The 22,275-nt window shown below is 48.8% G+C and carries 20 protein-coding genes; 10 read left to right on the top strand and 10 right to left on the bottom strand.

Annotated features, from left to right (window positions below):
- Positions 1-57: 57 nt before the first annotated feature.
- Entirely contained in the window at positions 58-987 is a 930-nt protein-coding gene (locus tag KJY73_RS14540; protein WP_214344426.1) for a universal stress protein, read from the top strand.
- Here the strand turns inward: KJY73_RS14540 and KJY73_RS14535 are convergent.
- From KJY73_RS14535 to phoB, 3 genes are read right to left on the bottom strand one after another with little or no spacing between them, the layout of a single operon-like run.
- Positions 984-1,940 carry a PstS family phosphate ABC transporter substrate-binding protein gene (locus KJY73_RS14535; protein WP_214344425.1) on the bottom strand — a complete coding sequence of 319 codons (957 nt, stop codon included), beginning with the start codon at positions 1,938-1,940 and terminating at the stop codon, positions 984-986. The two genes, KJY73_RS14540 and KJY73_RS14535, sit on opposite strands and share 4 nt — an antisense overlap.
- Positions 1,921-3,246: a phosphate regulon sensor histidine kinase PhoR gene (phoR, locus tag KJY73_RS14530; protein ID WP_214344424.1), complete on the bottom strand. Its 1,326-nt coding sequence runs from the start codon at positions 3,244-3,246 to the stop codon at positions 1,921-1,923. The genes KJY73_RS14535 and phoR overlap by 20 nt, the downstream gene beginning before the upstream one ends.
- Before the next feature lie 24 nt (positions 3,247-3,270).
- Positions 3,271-3,960 carry a phosphate regulon transcriptional regulator PhoB gene (gene phoB, locus KJY73_RS14525; protein ID WP_206594179.1) on the bottom strand — a complete coding sequence of 230 codons (690 nt, stop codon included), beginning with the start codon at positions 3,958-3,960 and terminating at the stop codon, positions 3,271-3,273.
- Between the two features lie 315 nt (positions 3,961-4,275).
- On the opposite strand from phoB, the gene KJY73_RS14520 reads away from it, so the two are divergent.
- Both KJY73_RS14520 and rdgC read left to right on the top strand, forming a co-directional pair.
- Complete coding sequence (locus KJY73_RS14520) at positions 4,276-6,009, top strand: sensor histidine kinase (protein WP_214344423.1); 1,734 nt, start codon at positions 4,276-4,278, stop codon at positions 6,007-6,009.
- 72 nt (positions 6,010-6,081) lie between these two features.
- Positions 6,082-6,984, top strand: a complete 903-nt coding sequence (gene rdgC / locus KJY73_RS14515) for a recombination-associated protein RdgC (protein WP_214344422.1) — start codon at positions 6,082-6,084, stop codon at positions 6,982-6,984.
- 35 nt (positions 6,985-7,019) lie between these two features.
- Here rdgC and KJY73_RS14510 read toward each other — a convergent pair whose 3' ends face one another.
- Positions 7,020-7,856 (bottom strand): HDOD domain-containing protein, encoded by an 837-nt coding sequence (locus KJY73_RS14510; RefSeq protein WP_214344421.1) that lies wholly within the window; start codon positions 7,854-7,856, stop codon positions 7,020-7,022.
- Positions 7,857-8,089: 233 nt separating this feature from the next.
- On the opposite strand from KJY73_RS14510, the gene KJY73_RS14505 reads away from it, so the two are divergent.
- Entirely contained in the window at positions 8,090-9,766 is a 1,677-nt protein-coding gene (locus tag KJY73_RS14505; protein ID WP_214344420.1) for a dipeptidyl-peptidase 3 family protein, read from the top strand.
- A 50-nt stretch (positions 9,767-9,816) separates the two neighbouring features.
- On the opposite strand, the gene KJY73_RS14500 is transcribed toward KJY73_RS14505, so the two are convergent.
- The 4 genes from KJY73_RS14500 to folB are packed head-to-tail and all read right to left on the bottom strand — an operon-like array spanning position 9,817 to position 11,847.
- A complete protein-coding gene (locus tag KJY73_RS14500; protein WP_214344419.1) occupies positions 9,817-10,182 on the bottom strand; it encodes a histidine triad nucleotide-binding protein in 366 nt (121 codons plus the stop codon).
- 16 nt (positions 10,183-10,198) lie between these two features.
- Complete coding sequence (locus KJY73_RS14495; RefSeq protein WP_214344418.1) at positions 10,199-10,999, bottom strand: undecaprenyl-diphosphate phosphatase; 801 nt, start codon at positions 10,997-10,999, stop codon at positions 10,199-10,201.
- Positions 10,996-11,493, bottom strand: a complete 498-nt coding sequence (folK, locus tag KJY73_RS14490) for a 2-amino-4-hydroxy-6-hydroxymethyldihydropteridine diphosphokinase (RefSeq protein WP_214344417.1) — start codon at positions 11,491-11,493, stop codon at positions 10,996-10,998. The genes KJY73_RS14495 and folK overlap by 4 nt, the downstream gene beginning before the upstream one ends.
- Complete coding sequence (gene folB, locus KJY73_RS14485) at positions 11,494-11,847, bottom strand: dihydroneopterin aldolase (RefSeq protein WP_214344416.1); 354 nt, start codon at positions 11,845-11,847, stop codon at positions 11,494-11,496.
- Between the two features lie 160 nt (positions 11,848-12,007).
- Here folB and plsY point away from each other — a divergent pair, with 160 nt between their 5' ends.
- On the top strand, positions 12,008-12,610 hold the full coding sequence (plsY, locus tag KJY73_RS14480) for a glycerol-3-phosphate 1-O-acyltransferase PlsY (protein ID WP_206594170.1): 603 nt from the start codon (positions 12,008-12,010) through the stop codon (positions 12,608-12,610).
- Positions 12,611-12,676: 66 nt separating this feature from the next.
- On the opposite strand, the gene tsaD is transcribed toward plsY, so the two are convergent.
- Positions 12,677-13,690, bottom strand: a complete 1,014-nt coding sequence (gene tsaD, locus KJY73_RS14475) for a tRNA (adenosine(37)-N6)-threonylcarbamoyltransferase complex transferase subunit TsaD (protein ID WP_214344665.1) — start codon at positions 13,688-13,690, stop codon at positions 12,677-12,679.
- Between the two features lie 232 nt (positions 13,691-13,922).
- On the opposite strand from tsaD, the gene rpsU reads away from it, so the two are divergent.
- The 5 genes from rpsU (at position 13,923) to KJY73_RS14450 (ending at position 19,154) form a co-directional block, all read left to right on the top strand.
- A complete protein-coding gene (rpsU, locus tag KJY73_RS14470) occupies positions 13,923-14,138 on the top strand; it encodes a 30S ribosomal protein S21 (protein ID WP_062481949.1) in 216 nt (71 codons plus the stop codon).
- A 57-nt stretch (positions 14,139-14,195) separates the two neighbouring features.
- The gene (locus tag KJY73_RS14465; protein ID WP_214344415.1) at positions 14,196-14,639 is read left to right on the top strand and encodes a GatB/YqeY domain-containing protein; all 444 of its coding nucleotides are present in this window, start codon (positions 14,196-14,198) and stop codon (positions 14,637-14,639) included.
- Positions 14,640-14,736: 97 nt separating this feature from the next.
- Complete coding sequence (gene dnaG / locus KJY73_RS14460; RefSeq protein ID WP_214344414.1) at positions 14,737-16,506, top strand: DNA primase; 1,770 nt, start codon at positions 14,737-14,739, stop codon at positions 16,504-16,506.
- A gap of 129 nt (positions 16,507-16,635) precedes the next feature.
- Positions 16,636-18,477: an RNA polymerase sigma factor RpoD gene (rpoD, locus tag KJY73_RS14455; RefSeq protein WP_214344413.1), complete on the top strand. Its 1,842-nt coding sequence runs from the start codon at positions 16,636-16,638 to the stop codon at positions 18,475-18,477.
- Positions 18,478-18,740: 263 nt separating this feature from the next.
- Positions 18,741-19,154, top strand: coding sequence for a hypothetical protein (locus tag KJY73_RS14450; RefSeq protein ID WP_214344412.1), 414 nt, complete (start codon positions 18,741-18,743; stop codon positions 19,152-19,154).
- Positions 19,155-19,164: 10 nt separating this feature from the next.
- Here KJY73_RS14450 and KJY73_RS14445 read toward each other — a convergent pair whose 3' ends face one another.
- Positions 19,165-22,275, bottom strand: coding sequence for an efflux RND transporter permease subunit (locus tag KJY73_RS14445; RefSeq protein ID WP_214344411.1), 3,111 nt, complete (start codon positions 22,273-22,275; stop codon positions 19,165-19,167).

The raw sequence follows: 22,275 nt of genomic DNA, 5'->3' as shown, positions 1-22,275 counted from the left end.
TATTCATGATGTTGTATAAGGAAAGCCGGGGCTACCCGCGCATAAAGGAAAAATGTCATGCAACAACTTAAACATATCCTGTTTCTAAGCAACCCCACCATTAATCAGGATGCCGCTATTCGCCAGGTCAAGCAGTTGTGCGAGACCAGTAAAGCAAAGCTCACCCTGATGGATGTCGTGCCTGAGATTAATCCCATTTGGCAGAAGTATCAGGAAAGTCTGGGTGATATTGAAGGCCAAATCACCAAGCAAATGCGCAACGAGCTGGAAAGCCTGGAAGCGGACTTTCGCAAGCATGGTATTGACGTTGAAAGCCACCTCACAGAAGGGCGAGCACATGAAGAAGTCATTGCTCGGGTAAAAGAGTCGGCAATAGACTTAGTTGTTGTCAATGCCCACCATGGGCAAAGCCTCAAACAGGCATTTTTCGGCAGTACCGCGCTACATCTAATCCGCAAGTGCCCATGCCCCGTGCTGGCTGTGCGCTCAGGCAATCGCCAACCGCCCAAGCGAATTATGGCTGCCATTGATCTCACCACGGATACCGGTTTTGAAACTAACCGACGCTCCATGAATCCGGATATCCTGCAGTCAGCGCAGTATCTGGGTGAACAATTGAATATGCAGTTGCATGTTGTACAAGCCTGGCAACTGGAAAACGAAGGTTATCTGCAACTGCGCGGTGGATTGGAAGACAACGTTATGGAAGCCATGATGAAGGATATGCGCGCCGAGTTTGTCAGTATCACTGATAACTACTGCAGCGAACATCTCTCGCAACCACTACCGCCAGGACAGCGTCATGTTGTACATGGGCATGCCGCCCATGTGATTGCGTCACAAAGCCAGATACATGAGATCGATTTACTGGTGATGGGGACGGTCAGCCGCCACGGCCTGAAAGGGCTGTTAATCGGCAATACCGCCGAAGAGATCCTGTCGGTTACCGACTGTTCTGTGTTGGTGTTAAAGCCTAAAGACGCTTAATTCTGAATCGGATCGATCAATCTCAGCTGCTGGCGAATTAGCGCGTCGGGAACCGGAATAAAGCCATCCCGGCGCACTAAATCTTGTCCGGCCGGAGACAAAATAAAGCGGATAAACTCCCGCTCCAGCAGTGGCAATGGCTGATCAGGCGCTTTGTTTACCACCAGATACAAAAAACGCGATAACGGGTAGTCCCCCGAGGCAATATTTTCCATACTCGGGGCAATATATTGCTTGCCTTCCCTGGCGATAGAAAGAGCGCGAACCCCAGCGGTTTTATAACCAAATCCGGCGTATCCCAATGCCCCATCAGAATAAGCAACGGACTGCACCACAGAGGCAGACCCCGGCTGTTCGTTGACCGTGGCCAGAAAATCCCCTTGGCAAAGCGCTTCAGCTTTAAACAAACCATAGGTCCCTGACACTGAATTTCGACCAAACAGACGAATTCTCTTATTCTGCCAACTTTCAGGTAACCCAAGTTGGTGCCAATAAGTGATAGGTTGCGCCGCACCACAATAACGGGTAACGGAAAATATGCCGTCGATCTCTTGTAAATTCAGCCCTTCCACCGGGTTGTGTAAGTCGACAAACAAGGCAATGGCATCGATAGCCACCTTCAACACGGTTGGCTGATATCCATGCACCTTACTGAAATAGGCAATCTCACTTTCTTTTAATTCCCGACTCATTGGGCCGACATTGGCCGTACCTTCGGTAAGCGCAGCCGGTGCCGTGGAAGACCCTGATGCCTGGATCTGAAATGCCACATGCGGGTAATAGCGTTTGAATTCCTCAGCCCAGAAAGTCATCAGATTGCCCAGAGTATCTGACCCCACCGAGGTCACAGTACCCGATACACCAGGCTGTTTTTGATAATCTTCTGCGCTGACTGACGGCATGCTAAAACTTGCCAGCAGCAGTAAAAAGGCACTAACTCTGGCTATTGGCATGACTATTTACCACGGTAAGCTCGGTTGAAAAACGAAAAGAGAAACAGCTGCCCTTACCCACTTCACTGTCGATCTCCAGCTTAGAATTGTGATGGGTCAGAACGTGCTTCACTATGGCAAGACCCAAACCTGAGCCGCCAGTTTTGCGCGACCGCGCTTTATCCACCCGGTAAAATCGCTCGGTCAGTCTGGTAAGATGCTTCTCGGCTATCCCCTCGCCATTGTCCTGTACATAAAACTCTGCGGTTTTGTCACGTAAACGCCAGCCCACAACAATCTTGCCTTTGGCAGGGGTATAGTGGATTGCGTTAAAAATCAGGTTGGAAAACGCACTGCGAAGCTCTGTTTCTATACCGAATACGCGCAACTGCGCATCGACAGAGAACTGAATATCGTGTCGTTTTTCCTGATTAAGTGCCGACGCTTCACTTTGAATAGCAGCCAAAATTTGTGGCACATCCACTATCTTCTCATACACCCTTTCTGCACTGGCCTCGATACGCGAAAGAATCAGCAACTGTTCTATCAGACTTTGCATTCGGCGGGTTTGTGAGGTCATTTCACCAAAGGCTTTATGCATAAATGCCGGAGGATAGGCCTGCGGGTCGGCATTAAACATTTCCAGATAACCATTGAGCACAGTCAGTGGCGTGCGAAGTTCGTGAGACACATTGGCTACAAAGTCCTTTCGCATTTCTTCAAGCTGGGTCACTCTGGTAACGTCCCGCGCTATTAACAGCAAATGCTTTTCGCCGTAAGGCATCACGCGGTATTCAAGGATCTTGTCGATATTAGTGGGTGAAGTGACTTCGATTGGATAGTCGAAATTCCCCTGATGGAAGAATTCAATAAACTGAGGATGGCGAATCAGGTTATCAACTCGTCTCCCGGCATCCTCTGGCCAGCGTAATCCAAGCTCAATTCGGGCAAGACGGTTACACCAGGCAATACAGGCATTGGCATCCACGACTACTGCCGCATCAGGCAAGGCTTCCGCCCCTTCCCTGAAACGTTTAACCAGAGCGCCAAGCTCTTTTCGCTTGTTACGGTTACGGCGCTGAAGATAATAAATACCTTCATACACGTGCTCCCATATCCCGGCAGTTTTGGGCGGCGTCATTTTTTTGCTGTGCCATAACCAGCGATTCAGGCGGTAGAGGTTCCAGTAATGCTGCACCAGCAACAAGGTTGCCGCAGCAGCAATACAGATAGCCAGGTTATCCAGATAAACACCCACCACCACAGCAAGCAGAAAGTAGACAACTAGTCGGCCAAGAATTTTCCACCAGGAGAAGGGATAATACATTGCGCCGGCGCGCCTCCTTACATGCTAGACTTTTGCCGAGAAGCGATATCCTGCGCCCCTCACGGTTTGGATCATAGCATCATGATTATGTTTGGATATCGCCTTACGTAAACGGCGAATATGTACGTCAACCGTGCGGTCTTCCACATACACATTGGTACCCCACACATTGTCCAGCAACTGTTCACGGCTGTATACCCTTTCACTGTGGGTCATAAAGAAGTGCAACAGTTTAAATTCTGTTGGACCCATATCCAGCGGCTCTTCCTTAGCAGTAACGCGGTGCGAGATGGGATCCAGTATCAATCCATTAAACTCTATAGGTTCATCACCTGAGGTAGGCGTGACCCTGCGGATAACGGCCTTCATACGAGCAACCAATTCTTTAGGCGAAAAGGGCTTAGTCACATAGTCGTCTGCACCAGCATCCAACCCTCGCACTTTATCGTCTTCCTCACCTCGAGCGGTCAGCATAATAATAGGGATTTCACGGGTATGTTCGTGTTGCTTTAACTTTTTGGCCAACTGCACACCGCTGCCCCCTGGCAACATCCAATCCAGTAAAATCAGATCTGGGTAGGGCTCTTTGACCATTTCCAACGCCACATCGTAATCTTCCGCTTCAATGGTCTCAAAGCCGGATTGCTCCAGCACAAATTTGACCATCTCACGAATGGGCGATTCGTCTTCCACCAGCAAGACTCTTTTTGACATGGTTTTAACCTTCTTCATGAAAACGCCCGCAATTATTGGTTGATTCTGTGACAGTTTTATTAAAGCTGATTGACAGCCCGACGCTACCGCCCCTGATTAGCTCTTCGAATCATAATTTTTGCAGCTCTCAAAAGCCAGCCCAGTGCGTTTCAGATGGTGCATATACAGACAATGCACACACCCCAGACTGGCTACATGTTCCTTTGTGACTAATTGAGTTTTCCCTTGTTATGCCTTTCTAAACGCTTGTCTAATATCGACTTTACGCATATTCTTGGTCTAACTGGGATGGATTGATGAAGCGGACTAAATTCAATGTCGAAGGTTAAAACAGGACTATCAAAGAAGCTGTTAACCCGCGTACTCTCCGTCTATTTTATTCTTACCCTGATTGTTACCCTCGGCCAAATTTTCACTGAATACCTCAATGCCAAGAATCATATTGAGAGTGAACTTCAGACCCTAAAAAACACCTTCAGCACCAGTCTAACCCGCGCTATTTGGGAGTTGAACACACCTCAGGCGGTCTCCATTGCCGAAGGTTTGATGGAACTTCCGATCGTCGACGGTGTACAAATTCGTGATGAGAATGCCAACTATATTGCAGATTTAGGCCGCACCAATAAGCAACCCATGGATCCTGTTACAACAGGCATTATGCGTGACCATGCAGGCGGTACTTTCGGTTACAGCTTTCCGTTGATCTTCGAGTTTTCCGGGCGAACCTCACAAGTTGGCGATGTCACCCTGTATTCCAGTTTTGAGATTATCTTTGGTCGTATTGAAGTCGGCATTTTCTTTCTGATCGGCAATGCCTTTATTAAAACCGCCTTTCTGATCTTTTTGTTCCTAAACGCCTTTCGACGCATGCTTACTGACCCATTGTCAGAACTGACGGAACAAATCAGCAAATTTGATATTAACCGTTTGGAGCAGTCCAAACTGCATGCCCGTCTCAGTGAAGAGAACGAACTGAAAGTATTGCAAGATGCTTACAACCAGCTGGTAGATGACCTAATTCGTTTTCAGGGCAAGCTTAACCACACTCAGGATGAGCTGCGCACCGCCAACCTCAAATTAGATGAACATAATCTGTCTTTGGAACAGGAAGTGGCCCGCAAGACCGCGTCCTTAAGTAAGATAATGCTGGATCTGGAGCAGCAAAAAGACGAGTTAATGGCCAATCAGCGCGAGTTGAAACTTGAAAACGAGAATCGTCGAAAGGTTGAGGAAGAGCTGCTGAAGAAAAATGCAGAACTGGCTGAGTCCATGAAAACCCTGCAAATGGCCAAAGATCAATTGGTGGAATCTGAGCGCATGGCGTCACTTGGTGGTCTGGTCGCCGGTATAGCCCATGATGTAAACACACCGCTGGGCGTGGGTGTAACCGCGGCTAGCTTCCTGCAAGAACGGCTGAAAGGGTTACAACAGGCCTTCGATGAAAAAAGCCTGACCGCTAAAACCATGGCGACCTTCCTCAACGAAGGGCAGCAAACAGCGACCTTACTGCTGACTAACCTAAATCGCGCCTCTGAATTAATTGCCAGCTTCAAACAGGTTGCCGTTGACCAAACCAGTGAGGCGGAGCGAGATTTTGACTTGGGTGAATACCTGCAAGAAATTATTCAATCGCTGGCGCCAAACTTAAAGAAGACCCAGCACAAGATAGAGGTAGAATGTCCAGACAATTTGCAGGTACGTTGTGCCCCTGGGGTGATTGCCCAAATATTTACCAACATGATCATGAACTCGCTGATCCATGGGTTTGAAAACAAAAAGGCGGGGACCATAAAAATCCGGGTTAGCAGTCAGGATGATCAGGTCAGAATCGAGTACCAAGACGATGGCAAAGGTTTGTCACCGCAACTGCTAAACAAGCTGTTTGAAGCTTTCTTTACCACCCGCCGTGGTCGTGGTGGCAGCGGCTTGGGCACGCACATCATGTATAACCTGGTTACTCAGGCCCTGCATGGTCAAATTGAAGCCCAATCAGATGAAGGCCGCGGATTACGTTACGATATTCACTTCCCACTCAGACGAGACGCCTAACGGCTATTGGTCACTGACTTCTGCACTAAAGCCTGATACCCTGCGCCCTTTCAAATGTAGTGGAACGGGTCCATGTGGTTTAAAAATCTTAAAATCTATTCACTTACCCAGTCTTTGGATATCAACCCGGAAGACTTGCATGATCAATTAAGTCAGGCGGCATTTCGTCCCTGTGGCAACCAGGATATTGCCAGCATGGGCTGGACTTCCCCCCTAAAGCAAGGTGCCAGCCTGGTACACGCTGCAGATGGCAGAATATTACTTTGCCTGAAAAAGCAGGAACGTATCCTGCCAGGCGCCGTCGTTGCTGCTGAGCTTGAAGAGCGCGTAGAAAAAATTGAACGCGATACCGGCGCCCCGGTTGGCAAGAAAGCCAAGCAGGAACTCAAGCAAGAAATTACCCACCAACTGCTGCCAAAAGCCTTTACCCGAGACAGCTACACTTTCGGTTTTATCTCGGCTAAGGACAATTTAGTGGTAGTTGATGCTTCTGCGGATGGCAAAGCCGAAGTCTTTCTGGCGCATTTGCGCAAAACCATGGGTTCCTTGCCAGTTGTACCATTGTGCCGACGCAGCTTGTCTCCAGACTTAACCAACTGGTTAAAGGGTGAAGCCATGCCTACCGGCTTTTCACTGCTGGAAGAAGCCGAACTGAAGTCACCGAATGAAGACGGTGCGATCATTCGTTGTAAAAACCAACCATTGGATGCGGAAGAGATCCAACTGCATTTACAAAGCGGTAAACTCGTGCAAAAAATCGCACTAGAGTGGGATGAGCGTATGACCGCATTGCTGCAGGAAGATCTGACAGTTAAACGCCTTAAGTTCAGTGACGTGCTGCGCGAACAGAACGAAGATATTCCTAAAGATCAGCAATTGGCCAGATTAGACGCAGACTTTTGCCTGATGTCAGCAGAAGTCGTTAAATTAGTGGAAGTACTCGACCAGGCGTTTGGCCTGGCCGAACAAAACTGATATTAGCGGGGCTGAAGCGCCCAGCTTCAGCCCTTTTATTGGAAAATCATCCTGGCATTATCACGCATGGTCTTAAATTCATCTCCGTCCAAAGCAGAGAGATCCTCAAATAGGCCTTTTTGCTGAGTAATGTTCATCACACCATCTTTTTGACTGCCCATCAGGCCGCTAAGTGCAGCCCCCAAACGGACAAAGTCCAGATAAGTAAGAGACTCAGGCATGTAACTCAAATTCCGCCAGTTCTCTGCCACCTCAACCAGCTCATCATGGAACCCCCATTCCCTTAGGATCACACCGCCAATACGTCCCGACAACTTCTGCACAGCCACAGATAGGAAAGTAGGATTGGCAAAGACGTCATCATGGCGTTCCGCTTCCGTAAAAATAGGCAACACACCGATATTGTGTACCAATGCGGCCAAAGTAATGATGTCCAGATTCAAACGCTTCTGCTTGGTTTTCTCAGTATGTAACTGTAACGCGGCCATGGCATTGGCCACTACTTCTATGGTTTGCTGCCACACCTGATTAATGTGCTCATGCACAATTTGATTTTTTGACACGAACAATTGTTCCATCGCCAGCGCAGTAGCAATGTTTTTAACTTGTCTTAATCCAATACGGGTAACCGCTTGATGAATAGTTTCAACTTTGACAGTCCTACCCATGTAGGCACTGTTGGAAATTTTGATAATTCGCGCGCTAAGTGCCGGATCCTGTCCGATAACATCAGCCATTTTATTCAAGTTGACTTCAGGATCATCAGCGGTACGACGTACCTTGAGTGCAATCGCCGGCAAGGTAGGCAGCACTAAAGTATCATTGTTAATTTTCTCAACCAGTATGGTGAGCAAGGCGTTTTCTGTGGACATATTCCAACCTTATAAAGCGGTGGTTTTTAGGCAAGAGATTAACCATAGAGAATATGCGGGGTTCTCCAAAGGTCGCCTTAAGTATCATCTAATTTATGGAAAAGTAAAAGAAATGTACCTGAAAAGCCCGGTATTGCCAGGGCATGTGCAGCTTGACCGAGATGCAGTACTATATTGGACGCAATAGTGTTTCACCTACCTCAATATTTAAAATAGAAAGCGACAGGAATACCATGAAACTCTCAAAACTAACCTTATCTCTAGCCATGGCATCAGGTGTACTGCTTGGCTGTTCTCAACCGGCACAACAACAAGTCACAGAGCAAGTCCCTGCCGTTGCAAAAGGGCCGGCATTAAAGCAGGGACTGGAATCCAGACTGGATATTTATTATCCGGTTGATCTCACCAGTGACATTTCCCACCTGTCTGCTCGTCAAAAGCAGATGTTAGGACTGTTGATTGACGCAGCCGAGATCATGGACGACTTGTTCTGGAAGCAAGCCTTCGGTGGCGATAAAGACAGCTTTCTTGCCGCCATAGAGAATACCAAGGTACGTAAGTTTGCCGACATCAATTATGGTCCCTGGGACAGATTAGATGGTGACAAAGCATTTTTAACTGACGTCAACGAAAAGCCGCTGGGCGCACAGTTTTACCCTGAAGATATGACCAAAGCCGAGTTTGAAGCGGCAGACTTTGCCGACAAGCAAGGCCTGTATTCTGTGGTGGTGCGCGATGCCCAGGGCAAACTAAGTTCGGTCCCTTACTCAAAATACTATCAGGCAGAGCTAACTGCAGCAGCCGACTTGCTGCGTAAAGCCTCAGCACTGGCAGACAATACAGAATTTGCCCAATATCTGGCAATGCGTGCGGACGCCTTGCTCAGCGACGATTACCAGCCCTCTGATATGGCCTGGATGGACATGAAAACCAACCCCATTGAGTTGGTTTTAGGCCCGATTGAAACTTATGAGGATCAACTCTATGGATATCGTGCGGCCTTTGAAGCATATGTGCTAATCAAAGACTTGGCCTGGAGCGAGAAGCTGGCAAAATACGCAGCGTTTTTGCCTGAGTTACAAAAAGGTTTACCGGTCGAGGATGCCTACAAACAGGAAATGCCAGGCTCAGATGCTGATCTTAACGCCTACGATGTGATTTACTACGCCGGACACTCCAATGCAGGCAGTAAAACCATTGCCATCAACTTACCCAACGATGAGCAGGTACAGTTAGAAAAAGGTACCCGTCGTTTGCAGTTGAAAAACGCCATGCAAGCCAAATTCGACAACATCCTGGTTCCTATTGCCGACCAGTTAATAGTGCCTGAACAGCGCAAACACATCACTTTTGATGCCTTCTTTGCCAATACCATGTTCCACGAAGTGGCGCATGGACTGGGTATCAAAAACACCCTGGATGGCAACGGCACTGTCCGTCAGGCTTTAAAGGAACACGCCTCAGCGCTGGAAGAAGGCAAGGCCGATATTCTTGGCCTGTATATGGTTCAGCAACTGCTTGAAAAGGGCGAAATAACTGAAGGCACCCTGGAAGACTACTATGTTACGTTTATGGCTGGCATCTTTCGCAGTGTCCGTTTTGGCGCCTCCAGCGCCCATGGCAAGGCGAACATGATCCGCTTTAACTTCTTTGCTGAGCACGGCGCCTTTGCCCGTGACGAGCAAGGTTTATATAAGGTGGACATGACCAAGATGGCTCAGGCCATTGATGCCCTTTCTAACCGAATCCTGACTCTGCAAGGCGATGGCGATTATGCTGGGGTCAATGCTTTGGTGGCTGACAAAGGCATTATTAAACCGCAGTTAGCAGAAGACCTTGCGCGTCTGACCCGCGCAAATATTCCAGTGGATATTACCTTTAAGCAAGGTAAAGAGGTTCTGGGTCTTTAATCACTGGATGGAGCGAGCTAAGAGACCGTCTGGTCTCTTAGCATCTAGCCTTACATCGTCTTCAACTTTTCCTGATAAGGTGGCCACCCTAACGGCTTACCGGCCAACACATGCAAATGCAGGTGATAAACCGTCTGTCCACCGTGTGGATTGCAGTTCATCACGGCGCGATAACCGTCCTCAGCGAAGCCCATGTCGGCAGCCAACTTGCCAGCAACCAAATACAAATGGCCAATCAACTCGCGGTCTTCAGATTCGATGTCGTTAATAGTGGCAATCGGCTTTTTTGGAATCACCAGAAAATGCACCGGCGCCTGGGGGTTAATGTCCTTAAAGGCTAGAGACAGCTCATCCTCGTAAATAATCTCGGCTGGAATTTCACGATTAATGATCTTGGTAAATAAGGTGTCAGACATAGTAGCCTCCCGGCAATTAACTAAACACGAAAACTAACAATACCACACCCAATATCAGGCGGTAGATAACAAAGGGCAACATGCCAATGCGTGAAATCCAAGTAAGGAATAACTTAATGCACAGATAGGCACTGACAAAAGAAAACAGTGCGCCATACAGCATGGCTTGCCAATCAACAGGGTGCTCACTGGCGGCTAAATCCAGTGATACCAAAAGGCCAGCGCCCAAAATAGTGGGAATAGACAGTAAAAACGAAAATCGCGCTGCACTCTCCCTATCCAGGCCAGCCATCAGACCAGCGGTCATCGTAATACCAGACCGTGAAGTACCAGGAATAATTGCCAGCGCCTGAGCAAAACCGACAAACAAGGCGCTTTTCCAGCTCAGCTGAAAAATATTCTTGTGTTGTTTGGCTTTGGCATCGGCATACCAAAGCAGTAAGCCGAAGACTATGGTGGTCACCGCAATGACCAGTGCGGAACGTGAGTAAACTTCGATAGCAGATTTAAACGCAAAACCAAAAATGACTGCCGGAATTGTGGCGACTATAACCCACCAGGCTAAACGGCTATGTTCGCTGTGCTGCCCTTTGAACACCGACGTCAACCACGCATTGATCAATCGCAGTATATCTTCCCGAAAATACAGCACCACCGCCAACAAACTGCCGACATGCACGGCAACATCAAAAGCTAAGCCCTGGTTATCCCAGCCGAGCAACGCCGAGGGCAAAATCAGATGGCCTGAACTTGAAATAGGTAAAAATTCGGTAATGCCCTGAATTAGGGCCAGTACGATAATTTCAATTAGCGTCATAGTGAGGGTTTCCAGTTAAAATCGACTTTCCATAGCTTCTGGCTGTCCTTGTTATAGTCCTGCCACAGTTGCTCATAGGAGATTTGTGTTACCGGGTGCAATTTTTTCGGCACCAGCTCAGCCAAGGGCCACAGCACGAAGGCATTGTGCAAGATCTCTGCGCGCGGCAATTCTACCGGGTTGCTCAGCACAAGATCATCATAAAGCAGTAAATCCAAGTCTAGCGTGCGGGGAGCAAACTTTTTGTCCCCTTGCAGACGGCCGTTTTGCCGTTCAATGGCTTTGAGATGATTCACAACCTCTTCCACCGATAACTGGGTATAGGCACAAATCACCATATTGAAGAAAGCACTACCGGCAAAGCCTACCGCCTCACTTTCGTATAAGCTGGATAGCTGCAAATCACCAAAGGTCTGATACAGCGCATCCAATCCTGAATAGGTATGCTTTTCACGTTCGACATTGCTACCCAGGCTAATAAAAATCTGCGCCATCTAGGGGCGACTCCGGGTTAGCTGCACAGCCACATTCTGGGCATTGGCTAAGATACCCGGTTTACTCAGTTTTAATGTGGCTTCCTGCACGTCAAACTCAGCAAACAATGCGTCCAGCATGGCAGATGCCAGGGCTTCCAGTAATTCAAAACTGCTTTTTGCTGCCACACGCTCCAGGCTTTCAGCCACCAGGGCATAATCTATGGTGTCTGTGACATTATCGGTTTGCGCAGCACGACTGAGATCACAGTGCATACATAAATCAACCAGTAACGGCCGTGGGGCTGTACGCTCCCAATCGTAAACACCAATTAACGATTCCAGGCGAAGCCCTTCAATATAAATTTTGTCCATAACACGTCAGGCCAGTAGAAATGGTGAGATAACTGCCTATTTCGGGTAATCTACCCAAAGTACGGAGCAAACGCTTACCTTTACAGGGCAGGCATCTAACCGCCAGAACAGGGCACGTTGCATTGGCGGGCAAGTTTACACAAGGGATCACACAAAGCAAATGACAGCATTAACCTTACTTATGATAGCGGCCGCCTACCTGGCAGGCTCAATTTCCAGTGCGGTGCTGATTTGTAAGGTGTTCGGTCTGCCTGACCCCAGAACAAAAGGTTCCGGCAATCCAGGCACCACCAACGTATATCGAATAGGTGGACGTTTTCCGGCCTTGTTAACCTTACTCTGTGATGTGCTTAAGGGTACCATTCCGGTCTGGGGCAGCTACTTTCTTGGCATCGAGCCCCTGTATTTGGGATTTATTGCCATTGCCGCCTGCCTGGGACACATCTATCCGTTATTCTTTGGTTTTAACGGTGGCAAAGCTGTTGCTACCGCCTTGGGCACCATGTTGCCGATCGGGTTGGACCTATCCGGCTTACTAATCGCTACCTGGATTGCCACTGTCTTCATTACAGGTTATTCCTCCCTGGCAGCTTTGATTACTGTCGGGTTGGCACCAGTTTTTACCTGGTTTATAAAACCTCAATACAGTATTCCTGTGACTATGCTGTCAATTCTGATTATCGCCCGCCATCGCAGCAATATTGTGCGTTTGTTTAAGGGCGAAGAAGGGCGAATTTGGGATAAGGGAAAAACCCTGGAATAACACTCTGGCAGTTAGCTGACGCAACCTTCATTGCGCCAGCGATAGCAGAGTATAGGAAAGGATTTATCAAACTGGTGGCAATGATTCCAGCGGCCAGCGCGGCTTGGCCTTGGCGCTCAACTCTTCATGTTGGCCTGCTTTTAATCTTTGCATCCCAGCATAGGCAATCATGGCACCGTTATCCGTGCAAAATTCCAGACGGGGGTAATACACCTCGCCTTTATTCTTCTGCATCATAGTTTGCAGCGCTTCACGAAGAGATTTATTGGCACTCACTCCGCCAGCAATCACCAGGCGGTTAAGCCCCGTCTGTTCCAGGGCCCGGCGACACTTAATCACTAAAGTTTCCACTACGGCGGTTTGAAACGCACAGGCGATATCTGCCTTAGTTTGCTGATCATCACCCTGATCACGGATAGTGTTGGCAGCAAAGGTTTTAAGACCGCTAAAACTAAAGTCCAACCCTGGCCTGTCCGTCATCGGGCGCGGAAATACAAAACGACCAGCCGCACCGCCCTCAGCAAGCTTTGCCAGTAAAGGGCCGCCCGGATAATCCAGCCCCAGTAACTTTGCCGTCTTGTCGAAAGCTTCACCGGCCGCATCATCCAGCGATTCGCCAAGCATTTCATAGCGACCTATGCCGTCCACCCGCACTAGCATGGTGTGACCGCCAGACACCAACAGGGCCACAAAGGGAAATTCGGGAGAGGGTTCATCCAGCATGGGTGCCAGCAAATGCCCTTCCATATGGTGAACACCCACTGCGGGAATATTCCAGGCATAGGCCAAACTGCGGCCAACAGAGGAGCCAACCAGTAAAGCGCCAGCCAAGCCGGGTCCCTGGGTAAAGGCCACTCCGTCAAGTTGTTCGGCCGTGGTATCGGCATCCACTAAGGCTTTTTTAATCAGCGGAATGATTTTGCGAACATGATCCCTGGATGCCAGTTCAGGTACCACACCACCATAATCGGCATGAAGTTTTACCTGGCTGTAAAGTTCATGGGACAATAAGCCCAGTTTGTCATCATAGATGGCAATGCCAGTCTCGTCACAAGAGGTCTCGATACCCAGGATCCGCATACTCTTCACTTTATCTGCTATTATGGCGGCGGATTTTACCTTGTCGGGGCAAAATTCTCCATGGCAGTGTGGTTTGTATATGGGTGTAAGCAATGTTCGCCCTATTTTGTAATTAAAACTTCCCCCGGCCTTTACTTTCGTCTCGGATATGATTAAAATTCCGCACCATTTTTAACCATGCCGGTTATAATTCGAGCTGGTAACAAGCACTTATTTTTGAGGTGAGATTTTAATGCCGATTGTTAAAGTTAAAGAAAACGAGCCGTTTGATGTAGCTCTGCGCCGTTTCAAGCGTTCTTGTGAAAAGGCTGGAGTTCTGTCTGAGGTTCGTCGTCGTGAGTTCTTTGAAAAGCCAACTTGGGAACGCAAGCGCAAAAAAGCTGCTGCTAAAAAGCGTCACCTGAAAAAGCTGGCTCGCGAGAACGCACGCCGTATCAAGCTTTACTAAGATCTCCCCCAAAAAGGCGCGCTAAGCGCCTTTTTAATTTGCATAACGAGTATGTCCATGAGTCTGATTGAACGCCTGAAAGAAGCCCAAAAAGACGCCATGCGTGCCAAAGATAAAACACGTCTGGGCACCATTCGTATGGCGCTTGCCGAGGTTAAGCAAAAAGAAGTCGACACCCGCGAAGCGGTATCCGAATCTGATGCCATCGCAATCCTGACTAAAATGCTCAAGCAGCGCAAAGATGCCCATGCGCAATTTGAGGCAGCCGGACGCCAGGATTTGGCCGACCAGGAAGCTGCCGAAATGGTCGTGTTGCAAGATTTTTTGCCTCAGGCCCTGACCGAAGCGGAATTAGAAGCGCTTATCGGCCAAGCGATGCAAGAAACCGGCGCTGCGGGTATGCAGGATATGGGTAAGGTGATGGCCTGGCTGAAGCCTCAGGTTCAAGGTCGCACCGACATGGGACAGCTAAGCGGCAAAATTAAAGCTAAGCTCGGCTAAAATTTTCCCATCTGATTATCAGGGTCAGTGAAATGTCACTGACCCTTTTTTGTCTTTGTGGCATCATCCTTTTCTTACTAAGTGAATATCGGCAGTTATGGCAGGACTGATCCCGCGCGACTTCATTGATGACCTTCTGGCACGTACCGATATTGTCGAATTGGTAGACAGCCGTGTGCGTCTAAAAAAAGCCGGTCGAAACTATCAGGCCTGTTGCCCCTTTCATAACGAAAAGAGTCCGTCTTTTACTGTCAGTCAAGACAAGCAGTTTTATCATTGCTTTGGCTGTGGCGCCCATGGCAACGCCATTTCATTCCTGATGGAATATGACAGGCTGGAATTCCCTGAGGCCATTGAAGAACTGGCTCGCTATCAAGGTGTAGAAGTGCCCCGAGAGCAGGGCAATTCTCCCCAGCAAAGCAAAGAAAAACGCCAACAGCAAGAAAATGACTATGAACTGATGGAGAAAGTCGCACGCTTTTTTGTCCATCAGCTCAAGCATCATAGCAACGGCTCACAAGCCATTGATTATCTCAAGCAGCGCGGCTTGTCCGGAGATATCGTCAAGCAGTTTAATATAGGGTACGCCCCGTCTGACTGGGATGCTGCGCTAAAAACCTTTGGCCGCACGCCAGCTTTGCAACAACAGCTGCTCGATTTAAAAGTGATCAGTGAAAACGAGCAGCGTCGCCGCTTCGACTTTTTCCGTGACCGGATTATGTTTCCGATCCGCGACCGTCGAGGCCGGGTGGTAGGCTTTGGTGGCAGAGTCATGGGCGATGGCGGCCCGAAGTACCTGAACAGCCCGGAGACCCGCATTTTCCACAAAGGCCATGAACTCTATGGTTTTTATCAGGCCAGGCAAGCTAACCGCAAACTTGAACGCTTGATGATCGTTGAGGGCTATATGGATGTGGTCGCTCTCGCGCAGTTTGGTATTGACTATGCAGTCGCCTCTTTGGGTACAGCAACGACTGCCGAGCATATTCAATTGTTGTTCCGCGCCGCCCCCCAGTTAGTCTGCTGTTACGATGGCGACCGCGCCGGGCGTGATGCAGCCTGGCGGGCGCTGGAAAACGCCCTACCCTATCTGAAAGATGGGGTGGAAATGAAGTTTCTGTTTCTTCCTGATGGGGAAGATCCAGATACTCTGGTACGCAAATTGGGCAAAGAGGCTTTTGAGCAACAGTTGGAATCGGCGGTTCCACTGTCCAAATTTTTCTTTGACAGTTTGATGAGCCGCCATCACACAAAAAGCAATGAAGGTAAGGCCGCGTTAAAGGCTGAGGCCATGCCGCTGCTGGCCAGTATTCCAGAGTGTACACAGAAAAAGATGCTGGAAGACCAGCTTAATGAATACACACTGGAAGATAAGAACCTGCGTCTAAAACGTGAAATTGAAGAAGCGTTTCAACGTCACAAACCCAGACAAGTGGACAATCAGTTGCTGTCCAAACACAGTTGGACACCGATTAGATTGCTGTTGAGGCTTCTGCTGGAAGAACCCTCTCTCGCAGCAAAATATCCTGAATTAGCTCCCTCAGCCTTGGGTAAAGTGCCTATCAGTGGCTTGGATGTACTTCAACAGGTGCATGAAGATTGTCTGGCCAACCCACATTACAAAACGCCGCATCTGCTGGAACGTTTCCGCGGGCACAAGATCCAGGAAAGTTTGTCTAAACTGATGACGATGGATTTACCTGTAGACGATAGTAATCCATTAGAAGACCTGTACCGGGACGGTTTTGATCGCTTGATCAATTTATATTTGCAAACGCGCTGCGATGAACTCTTGGCAAAAGCGCGACTCGGCACTATATCCATGGAAGAGAAGCGTGAACTTAACAGCCTGATGCGCGACCTGTAAAAACAAGGCACAAATTCCTGTTACACAGAGAATGGGGCTAGCGGCAGAACGGTGATTTCTGCTATACTGCGTAATTCTCTGCGCGTCGGTTCAGAACAGATTTAACTCTATTTGAGAAGTGGAAGGTATATGGCGTCGAATAAGCAGTCTCAGATTAAACTCCTCATCGCAAAAGGTAAAGAGCAAGGTTATTTAACCTTTGCTGAAGTCAATGACCACCTCCCACAGGATATCGTCGATTCTGATCAGATAGAAGACATTATCCGCATGATCAACGACATGGGGATCCAGGTATTTGAATCAGCACCTGATTCCGATGAGTTGTTAATGCAAGAGACCACGGCCGACGAAGATGCTGCAGAAGCTGCAGCTCAGGCGTTGGCAACGGTTGAGAGCGAAATTGGCCGTACTACCGACCCGGTGCGCATGTACATGCGTGAGATGGGTACCGTTGAGCTTCTGACCCGTGAAGGCGAGATTGATATTGCCAAGCGCATCGAAGACGGTATTAATCAGGTCCAGTGCTCTGTTGCTGAGTACCCTGAAGCCATTACCTACCTGCTTGACCAGTGGGACCAATTTGAAGCCGAAGAAATTCGTCTTAGCGACATTGTTCTAGGCTTTATTGATCCTAACGAAACCGACGTTGCCCCAACGGCCACTCATATCGGCTCAGAGCTATCCGAAGAAGAATTGGATGATGAAGACGATGATGAGGACGAAGACGAAGACGATAACGCCGATGATGACGGTGATTCCGGTGTAGATCCTGAGCTGGCGCGCCTTAAGTTTGCAGCGCTGCGCGAACAATACATCAAAACCCGTGATGCTATCTCGTCAAAAGGTCGTGATCACGCTGATGCCAAAACTGAAATTGCGGCATTGAGTGAAATCTTCAAAGAATTCCGCCTGGTGCCCAAGCAATTTGACCGTATGGTTAAAAACATGCGCGGCATGATGGATCGTGTACGAGTTCAAGAGCGCATTGTAATGAAGCACTGCGTTATGCACGCCAAGATGCCAAAGAAAGACTTTATCAAAGCCTTTGCTGGCAATGAAACCAGTTCACAGTGGTTGGTCGAATTACTCAACTCCGGTAAACCCTACGTTGCCGATCTTCTTACTCACAAAGAAGAGCTTGAACGCTGCATCTCGAAGATGAACCAGGTTGAAGAAGAAACCGGCCTGAGTATCGCTGATATTAAAGATATCAACCGTCGCATGAGCATTGGCGAAGCCAAAGCCAGACGTGCCAAAAAAGAGATGGTGGAAGCCAACTTACGTTTGGTTATCTCTATTGCCAAAAAGTACACCAACCGCGGTCTGCAATTCCTTGATCTGATTCAGGAAGGCAACATAGGTTTGATGAAGGCCGTAGATAAGTTCGAATATCGCCGTGGCTATAAGTTCTCAACTTATGCAACCTGGTGGATTCGTCAGGCTATTACCCGTTCTATCGCGGACCAAGCCCGTACCATCCGTATACCTGTACACATGATTGAGACGATCAATAAACTGAACCGTATTAGTCGTCAGATGCTGCAGGAAATGGGCCGCGAGCCAACGCCAGAAGAATTGGCTGAGCGTATGTTGATGCCGGAAGACAAGATCCGCAAAGTACTGAAAATCGCTAAAGAGCCAATCTCGATGGAAACCCCCATCGGTGATGATGAAGATTCACATCTGGGCGATTTCATTGAGGACAGCACTATTATCCAGCCACTGGATTCAGCTACCTCAGGCAGCCTGAAGAGCGCCACTCAGGAGGTGCTAGCCGGCCTTACCGCCCGTGAAGCGAAAGTGCTGCGTATGCGTTTCGGCATTGATATGAACACCGACCATACGCTGGAAGAAGTAGGCAAGCAGTTTGACGTAACCCGTGAGCGTATTCGTCAGATTGAAGCCAAAGCGCTGCGAAAATTGCGCCACCCCAGCCGCTCTGAGCAGTTGAGAAGCTTCCTGGACGAGTAAGTTCAGCTAAATCAAGACATCGATTAACATACCCCCTGCTCGCAGGGGGTATTTTTTTATCTACTGCCCCTCATACTTCCCAGATTACTGCTACGCTAAAAAAGAGTGTTCATAAGCACTTGATCATTGATAACCGCTAATTTTTGTCGATGCCTGCCGATACAGAATAGGATCTCCAAGCTAGTCGTTATTGCTTCGGGAGTTATCTTGGGGTGTCAGTTAAGAGGTTTGCAGTCATGTCTTACCGCTGTATTGAAGCTTTAATGATCAACGCATTGGACTGGGTTGATGAATGGGACCCCATGAAGGGGCATAGATTTCAACGCGTTTCCTCTGACGGTGGAGTCGTTAATCTGGCCGTTGGTGATATCGACCATGATGGCATGTGTTACCGCGCTCTGAAGATTTTTGATGTTGTTATTCCAAGCGAGAAACGAGAGCAAGGCCTTTACTCCTTCTTTGTTCATCGCTTGGAAGATATGGCCTTTAGCTTTGGTGCAATCTGGCACGAACAGGTCGACAATCCCATCCTTCGGGACCGCCACATCCGCTATAAGCTCAGGCGCCGAGGCCACAGTTTCTACAAAATTACCGGCTCTCCCCATCCCAGACGCTTACTGGTTGGCCTAAGTGCCCTGCATCAAGGCCAGGATCCAGCAGGAACGATAAACCCTTAGTGAAGGCGAGCTATTCCAGCTCGCCTTTGCGATAAGGTATTTCGTCGTCCAAGCGCTCCAATTCATGCGTGCGACGCAGCGGCGAATCGGTGTGGCGTGCCAGCCAGAAATAAGCCGTGGGCACCACATAAAGAGTCATAAAGGTTGCCATCATCACACCGGCGAAAATCACCATACCGATAACCATGCGGCTCTCTGAGCCTGGGCCACTGGCGAGTACCAAAGGCAGTGAGCTGAAAACCGTGGTGAATCCTGTCATCACTATGGGGCGTAACCTTTGCCTGGCGGCTTGCTTTAGGGCTTGCTCAAACTCGACACCTACGTCACGCAGCTGGTTGGCAAACTCAACAATCAAAATACCGTTTTTCGCTGCCAGTCCGATCAACATGACTAGTCCAATCTGGCTATATATGTTGATTGAGAGATTACTTAAATACAGGCCAATGTATGCCCCAAGCAGCGCCAAAGGCACGGTCAGCATAATCACCAAAGGATGTATCCAACTTTCAAACTGGGCGGCAAGCACTAAATACGTTACGGCCAACGCCAGAGCAAAAATAAACAGAATAGAGCTGCCTGACTCCTGATAAAGCAGTGACTCACCTCGATAGTCCACGGCGATAGTATCGGATACTTCCTCATCCACTACCTTGTTCAGGAACGTCAATGCCTCGCCCAAGGTATAACCATCTGCCAGGTTGGCAGTAATAGTAATGGAACGCATCCGGTTGTAACGGTTCAGCGTGGAGGACGTTGCTCCTTCTTCAAAAGTCAGCAGGTTATCCATAGGGATCAACTGACCGCTGCGCTTAGAGCGAACATACAAATTTTCAATGCTTTGCGGAGAGCGATAGTCTTCTTTGTTGCCCTCCATAATCACATAATATTCTTGCCCGCGATCCAGATAGGTAGAGACACGGCGCTGACCCAACATGGTTTCCAATGTCCGGCCTATGTCACCAATAGATACGCCTAAGTCAGCCGCACGGTCACGATTAATCTTGACCAGAAGCTGCGGCCAGGTTTCCTTGTAGTCACTATCTAATCTGACCAACCCCGGATTTTCTGCCGCCTTGGCCATAACGATATCTCTGGCCTCAACCAAGTCTTCATAGGTATCGCCTTTCAATACAAACTGTACTGGTCGGCCCATACCACGGCCTCCAAGACTGCTGCGCATAATGGCGAAGGCTCTGACATCGGGAATTTCGGATATCTTGGCGCTCACTTCATTCATCAACTCGAATGTAGAACGCTGTCGATCCTGCCAGTCTACGGCACCGACAATGGCAATACCCGCCGACCCACCAAAGCCGGGCGTGCGTACCAGTACCCGATTCACTTCGCCTTCTGCCAGATATGGCAGCAAAATAGCCTCAATCTTGGCAATATTGCGGCTGTTGCTTTCAAAGCTGGCCCCTTCAGCGGCCTGCATCATAATAAAGAAGTTTCCGCGATCTTCCCTGGGCACAAACTCACTGGGTATTTTGCTAGAAAGACCATAAAGCGCCACCAGGCTCACGGCCACCATTAAAAAACTGACAACAGGCTGATGCAGACTTTTGCCCAGGGAATTGAAATAGCCACGCTCTAATTTCGTAAAGCCTTTATCAACAAAGCGACCAAACCAACTTCCCCGCTCTCGCTTTTGCAGGATCTTAGAACACAACATGGGAGATAAGGTTAGTGCGGTGAAACTGGAAAATGCCACCGCAGCGGCAATAGCCACAGCAAATTCGGTAAACAACCTGCCGATATTGCCCTGTAAAAATACCAGTGGCAAAAACACCGCGACCAGCACCAAAGTAGTGGCGATTACCGCAAAGCCTACTTCACGGGCTCCCCGATACGCAGCCAGGATAGGTGGCTCGCCCATTTCCACCCGGCGGTATATGTTTTCCAGCACCACGATGGCGTCGTCCACCACCAATCCAATAGCTAAAACCAGTGCCAGCAAGGTCAGCAAGTTGATGGAGTAACCCAGCATATACAGCACCATAAATGCCGCCACTAAGGATACGGGCACAGTGACGGCCGGAATGATGGTGGCTCGCACATTGCCAAGGAAGAGATAAATAACAATCACCACCATAGCCATGGCAATAGCCAGGGTCTCATACACTTCATCAATGGAATCTTCGATAAACACCGACGAGTCATAGCTGGGGACAATAAAAATATTCCCCGGCAGATTGGTTTCAATGTCGGCGATGGCTTTTCTGGCAGCAATGGCCACATCCAGCGTATTGGCTTTGGATTGCTTAACAATCCCAAGGCCAATCATATTCACGCCATTGCCACGAAACTCTGTTTCATCGTCCTCGGCGGCCAGTTCTACCCGCGCAACCTCTCCCAATCTCACCAGATAGCCGTCATCGCCGGCTTTAATGGTTAACTGCGAGAAATCGTTAGGCGTCAGGAAGGTGCGCGCAACTCGCACTTCAAAGTCCCGGTCATCAGATTCGATAACCCCGGCTGGCAGTTCTACGTTTTCGGCTCGTATTACCTGCTCGATATCCGTGACTGTAATGTTTCGCGCCGCCATCGCATTGCGGTCAAGCCAAACCTTCATGGCATAGGTGCGCCCCCCACCTATTTGTACCCTGGCCACACCGTCAACAATAGCCAATCGGTCAACAATGTAACGGTCAGCATAATCGGTGAGTTCCATCACCGACATGGTGTCACTGCGCAGGTTGTACCATACCACTACGTCTTCATCTGAATCTGACTTAAACACCTCAGGCGGGTTTGCTTGCTCTGGTAAGTTGTTTAAAGCCCGACTGACGCGCTCACGTACATCATTGGCAGCAGCATCGATATCGCGATGTAGTTCAAATTCAATACTGATAGAAGAGCGGCCATTCCGGCTGCTGGAGGTAATGTTCTTTATGCCCTCAATACCGCTGATTCTGTCTTCCAACAACTGGGTAATACGGCTTTCAACAATATTTGCAGAAGCACCAGGATAGCTCGTGTTGATAGAAACTATAGGTGAATCCACATCCGGGTATTCACGCAGCGACAGCATGCTAACTGCAACCACACCAAACACAATAAGGAGTAGATTGACGACCGAGGCAAAGACCGGACGTTTAACCGATAAATCTGACAGCAGCAT

Source organism: Bowmanella yangjiangensis, from assembly GCF_018531185.1.
Lineage (GTDB): Bacteria > Pseudomonadota > Gammaproteobacteria > Enterobacterales > Alteromonadaceae > Bowmanella > Bowmanella yangjiangensis.
Note: the sequence above shows the minus strand (reverse complement) of the source record. Positions and strands in the feature narration are given on the sequence as shown.

Excerpts from the sequence above, each read along its gene's own strand:
- tsaD (WP_214344665.1), bottom strand. The coding sequence starts at position 13,690 with ATGCGGATCCTGGGTATCGAGACCTCTTGTGACGAGACTGGCATTGCC.
- folK (WP_214344417.1), bottom strand. The coding sequence starts at position 11,493 with ATGGCGCAGATTTTTATTAGCCTGGGTAGCAATGTCGAACGTGAAAAG.
- KJY73_RS14505 (WP_214344420.1), top strand. The coding sequence starts at position 8,090 with ATGAAACTCTCAAAACTAACCTTATCTCTAGCCATGGCATCAGGTGTA.
- rdgC (WP_214344422.1), top strand. The coding sequence starts at position 6,082 with ATGTGGTTTAAAAATCTTAAAATCTATTCACTTACCCAGTCTTTGGAT.
- rpoD (WP_214344413.1), top strand. The coding sequence starts at position 16,636 with ATGGCGTCGAATAAGCAGTCTCAGATTAAACTCCTCATCGCAAAAGGT.
- KJY73_RS14535 (WP_214344425.1), bottom strand. The coding sequence starts at position 1,940 with ATGCCAATAGCCAGAGTTAGTGCCTTTTTACTGCTGCTGGCAAGTTTT.
- dnaG (WP_214344414.1), top strand. The coding sequence starts at position 14,737 with ATGGCAGGACTGATCCCGCGCGACTTCATTGATGACCTTCTGGCACGT.
- plsY (WP_206594170.1), top strand. The coding sequence starts at position 12,008 with ATGACAGCATTAACCTTACTTATGATAGCGGCCGCCTACCTGGCAGGC.
- KJY73_RS14500 (WP_214344419.1), bottom strand. The coding sequence starts at position 10,182 with ATGTCTGACACCTTATTTACCAAGATCATTAATCGTGAAATTCCAGCC.
- KJY73_RS14465 (WP_214344415.1), top strand. The coding sequence starts at position 14,196 with ATGAGTCTGATTGAACGCCTGAAAGAAGCCCAAAAAGACGCCATGCGT.
- folB (WP_214344416.1), bottom strand. The coding sequence starts at position 11,847 with ATGGACAAAATTTATATTGAAGGGCTTCGCCTGGAATCGTTAATTGGT.
- phoR (WP_214344424.1), bottom strand. The coding sequence starts at position 3,246 with ATGTATTATCCCTTCTCCTGGTGGAAAATTCTTGGCCGACTAGTTGTC.
- KJY73_RS14520 (WP_214344423.1), top strand. The coding sequence starts at position 4,276 with ATGTCGAAGGTTAAAACAGGACTATCAAAGAAGCTGTTAACCCGCGTA.
- KJY73_RS14510 (WP_214344421.1), bottom strand. The coding sequence starts at position 7,856 with ATGTCCACAGAAAACGCCTTGCTCACCATACTGGTTGAGAAAATTAAC.
- KJY73_RS14445 (WP_214344411.1), bottom strand. The coding sequence starts at position 22,275 with ATGCTGCTGTCAGATTTATCGGTTAAACGTCCGGTCTTTGCCTCGGTC.
- KJY73_RS14450 (WP_214344412.1), top strand. The coding sequence starts at position 18,741 with ATGATCAACGCATTGGACTGGGTTGATGAATGGGACCCCATGAAGGGG.
- rpsU (WP_062481949.1), top strand. The coding sequence starts at position 13,923 with ATGCCGATTGTTAAAGTTAAAGAAAACGAGCCGTTTGATGTAGCTCTG.
- KJY73_RS14495 (WP_214344418.1), bottom strand. The coding sequence starts at position 10,999 with ATGACGCTAATTGAAATTATCGTACTGGCCCTAATTCAGGGCATTACC.
- phoB (WP_206594179.1), bottom strand. The coding sequence starts at position 3,960 with ATGTCAAAAAGAGTCTTGCTGGTGGAAGACGAATCGCCCATTCGTGAG.
- KJY73_RS14540 (WP_214344426.1), top strand. The coding sequence starts at position 58 with ATGCAACAACTTAAACATATCCTGTTTCTAAGCAACCCCACCATTAAT.